Source organism: Sphingopyxis sp. (assembly GCF_036402335.1).
GTDB lineage: Bacteria > Pseudomonadota > Alphaproteobacteria > Sphingomonadales > Sphingomonadaceae > Sphingopyxis.
On record NZ_DASWTD010000039.1, the window covers coordinates 1 to 3,148 of the forward strand.

The following is a 3,148-nucleotide window of genomic DNA, read 5'->3' on the forward strand; positions in this document are numbered from 1 at the left end:
AGCATCGTGAAGATCGCGCTTTCGGTCGCGCGCCCCGCGTCGGTGAGGCGGAGCTCCTTCGCCCGCCGGTCGCGGTTGCCCGGCCGCGTCGTCAGATATTCGCGCGCCTCCAGCTCCTTCACGACGCGCCCGAGCGACTGCTTGGTGATGCCGAGCAAGGCGAGCAGGTCCGAAATCGTCAATCCCGGTTGCCGCGCGATGAAATAGAGTGCGCGGTAGTGCGCGCGCCCGATCTCCTTTTCGGCCAGCCGCACGTCGATCGCGCGCCACAGCGAGGCATGCGCGAAAAACAGATACTCGATGCCGCGGCGGACCTCCTCTTCACGCAAGAAAAGGGCAGAGGCGGCGGGTACTTGTGAAAGAAAATTTTCATCCGGCATAGTCGCTACCGTTGCGCGCCGTGCCCGTCTTTGGCAAGAGGCGCGCTCCATAAACCCGCTAGCTACAGGTGTTTCCGCATGTCCGCTCCCGCCTTCACCCATCTGCCGCACTCCGATCTGATCGCGGACGATGTACGGGCGGCGGCGATCGCCGATCCGGTGTTCGGACGCGTCTTCACCGACCATATGGTGTCGATCCGCTACACCGAAGGCCAGGGCTGGCACGATCCCCAGGTCATGCCCCGCGGGCCACTGTCGCTCGATCCGGCGACCGCGGTGCTCCACTATGCGCAGGAAATCTTCGAGGGGCTCAAGGCGTACCGGCTTGAGGACGGGTCGATGGCGCTGTTTCGCGTCGAAGCCAATGCCGCACGCTTCAACGCGAGCGCGCGCCGCATGGCGATGGCCGAACTGCCCGAGGAGTTGTTCATCGCCGCGGTGAAGGAAGCCGTCGCTGCCGATGCACACTGGTTCCCGCCGGTTGATGGCGGCGCGCTTTATCTGCGCCCCTTCATGTTCGCGAGCGAGGTCTTCCTCGGCGTCAAACCCGCGGCCGAATATCAGTTCCTCGTCATCACCTCGCCCGTCGGTAATTATTTCAAGTCGGGCGCCCCCGCGATCTCGCTCTGGGTGTCGGAAGATTATACCCGCGCCGCGCCCGGCGGCACCGGCGCCGCCAAATGCGGCGGCAACTATGCCTCCAGCCTCGTCGCGCAGCGCGAGGCGATCGCCAAGGGGCATGACCAGGTCGTCTTCCTCGATGCCGCCGAACATCGCTGGATCGAGGAATTGGGCGGAATGAACATGTTCTTCGTTTTCGACGACGGCAGCATCGTTACGCCGCCGCTGACCGGCACCATTCTCCCGGGCATCACGCGCGACGCGATCATTACGCTGGCGCGTGATGCGGGCCTGACGGTGCGGGAGGGACCCTATGCGATCGACCAGTGGCAGGCCGATGCGGAAAGCGGCAAGTTGACCGAAAGCTTCGCCTGCGGCACCGCCGCGGTGGTAACTCCGGTGGGCAAGGTGACGCGCGGCGAAGCGAGCTTCACGATCGGCGCCGGCGGCCCGGGGCAGGTTACGGAAATGCTCAAGGGCAAGCTCGTCGACATCCAGCGCGGTCGCGCGGCCGATCCGCACGGCTGGGTGACGCGCCTCTAAGCCGCGACCTTGCCAATCATGCGGCGCGCGTTATAGACGCGCTCGCACCGGCCCGTTGGGGCGTCGCCAAGTGGTAAGGCAGCGGCTTTTGATGCCGCCATTCGCAGGTTCGAATCCTGCCGCCCCAGCCAGCCGGTGCGAGCAGGACGCTCCAAGAGCGCTCAAGCTGGCTCTTGGAGCAATTTAGAAACAATGAGTTATGGCTAGGCGGCGTCGCGTGCGTGACGCCCGCGATCAGCCGCGCTGCGAATCAAGAATTTCATGATCGGTCGCGACCTGCTGCGCCTTGGCATGACTTTCGATGAGCAACTGATAGGGCGGGAATATCTTCGTATAGACCTGCGCCCATTCGGCGGCATCGTCGCGGTGCCACGTATGCTGGAGTTCGGACGCGACGGCGGCGGTATCTATCGGCACGACTCCCGCCTGCACAACACGCGCGAGTGTGATTTCCTGCGCCATCTTCGAATAGGTGCCCGACGCATCGACGACCGCGAACACCTTGTACCCCTCCTGCACCGCGCTGATCGACGGGAAGGCCATGCAGACGCTGGTGATCGTTCCCGCGATGACCAGCGTCTTGCGCCCCGTTTCCTTCACGGCAGCGACAAAGTCGGGATTGTCCCACGCGTTGATCTCACCACGGCGAGCGACATATTTCGCGTGCGGGGCATTGTCGTGAATTTCGGGGATGAGGGGGCCGTTCGGCCCCTGTGGCACCGACGCGGTGGTGATCACTGGCATGTTCGCGAGCGTCGCCATTTTCGCGAGCGCGGTGGCGTGGCTGCGCAGCACCGGCATCGGCATGTCGGCAACGGTCTGGAACAGGCCGCTTTGATGGTCGATCAGCAGCATTGCGGCATCATCGGGATCGATCACCGGGCGCGCACCGTTGAAGTTTGCGGGGATGGACATCGGATATTCCTTTCGGGTTACGGCCCCGCCAGCCGGACTCCGGCCCGGCCGGCGGGACGCGCGAGGGATTAATCGGCCTGGTCGTAAGAGAACTGGATGCCGGCGGTCCCGCCAGTCTCAATGAACAGATTCATGAAAGCGGGCACGGTCTCGCTGCGCTTCCAGTCGCGCTGCAACTCGCAGAAAAGCTGGGGGACCGAGATCAACTTTCCGCCCGCCTGCTCGATACGGCGCAGCGCCGCCTCGTGCGCCGCGACCGAGGTGCCGCCGACGGCATCGACGGGGACATAGACCTCATAGCCCTCCGCAAGCGCGTCGAGCGCGGGAAAGGTCAGGCACGCCTCGGTCCACAGCGCAGTCATGATCAGTTTCCTGCGCCCCGTCGCCTCGACCGCCCTGCGAAATTCAATATCTTCCCAACTGTTGATCGTTGTGCGGTCATAGGTCGGATGGTCGCCGAGAATCCTGCGGATCTGCGGCACCGGCGGCTTGTTGAGCCCCGTTTCGACATTCACTGTCGAATGAATGATCGGCAGATCATAAGCGACCGCCGCCCTTGCGCAGCCGGCAATGTTGTTGAGCAACAGCTGCCGGTCCATCGAGGCGATCGAATTCACCTGTACGGGCTGATAGTCGATGATGATGAAAGCCGAATTCTGCGGAGTCAGCAGATGGTCGGTCTTCGGGTT

General features: G+C 63.8%; 4 protein-coding genes and 1 tRNA gene. 2 read left to right on the forward strand and 3 right to left on the reverse strand.

Annotation, left to right across the window (positions count from 1 at the left end):
* On the reverse strand, nt 1-380 hold a 380-nt coding region (locus VGD20_RS01020), incomplete at its 3' end, for a MarR family winged helix-turn-helix transcriptional regulator (protein WP_331132670.1).
* A gap of 78 nt (nt 381-458) precedes the next feature.
* Between VGD20_RS01020 and VGD20_RS01025 the strand changes: the two genes are divergently transcribed.
* Together VGD20_RS01025 and VGD20_RS01030 are read left to right on the forward strand one after the other, a co-directional pair.
* Nucleotides 459-1,544 carry a branched-chain amino acid aminotransferase gene (locus VGD20_RS01025; RefSeq protein WP_331132671.1) on the forward strand — a complete coding sequence of 362 codons (1,086 nt, stop codon included), beginning with the start codon at nt 459-461 and terminating at the stop codon, nt 1,542-1,544.
* Nucleotides 1,545-1,600: 56 nt separating this feature from the next.
* A tRNA-Gln gene (locus VGD20_RS01030) sits at nt 1,601-1,675 on the forward strand.
* Nucleotides 1,676-1,778: 103 nt separating this feature from the next.
* Here the strand turns inward: VGD20_RS01030 and VGD20_RS01035 are convergent.
* Nucleotides 1,779-2,459, reverse strand: coding sequence for a hydrolase (locus VGD20_RS01035; RefSeq protein ID WP_331132672.1), 681 nt, complete (start codon nt 2,457-2,459; stop codon nt 1,779-1,781).
* Between the two features lie 68 nt (nt 2,460-2,527).
* Nucleotides 2,528-3,148 (reverse strand): hydrolase (locus VGD20_RS01040; protein ID WP_331132673.1); only part of this gene is annotated, 621 nt, incomplete at its 5' end.

Bases quoted from the DNA above. Each gene is read 5' to 3' on its own strand.
- VGD20_RS01025 (WP_331132671.1), top strand. From the start codon at position 459: ATGTCCGCTCCCGCCTTCACCCATCTGCCGCACTCCGATCTGATCGCG.
- VGD20_RS01035 (WP_331132672.1), bottom strand. From the start codon at position 2,459: ATGTCCATCCCCGCAAACTTCAACGGTGCGCGCCCGGTGATCGATCCC.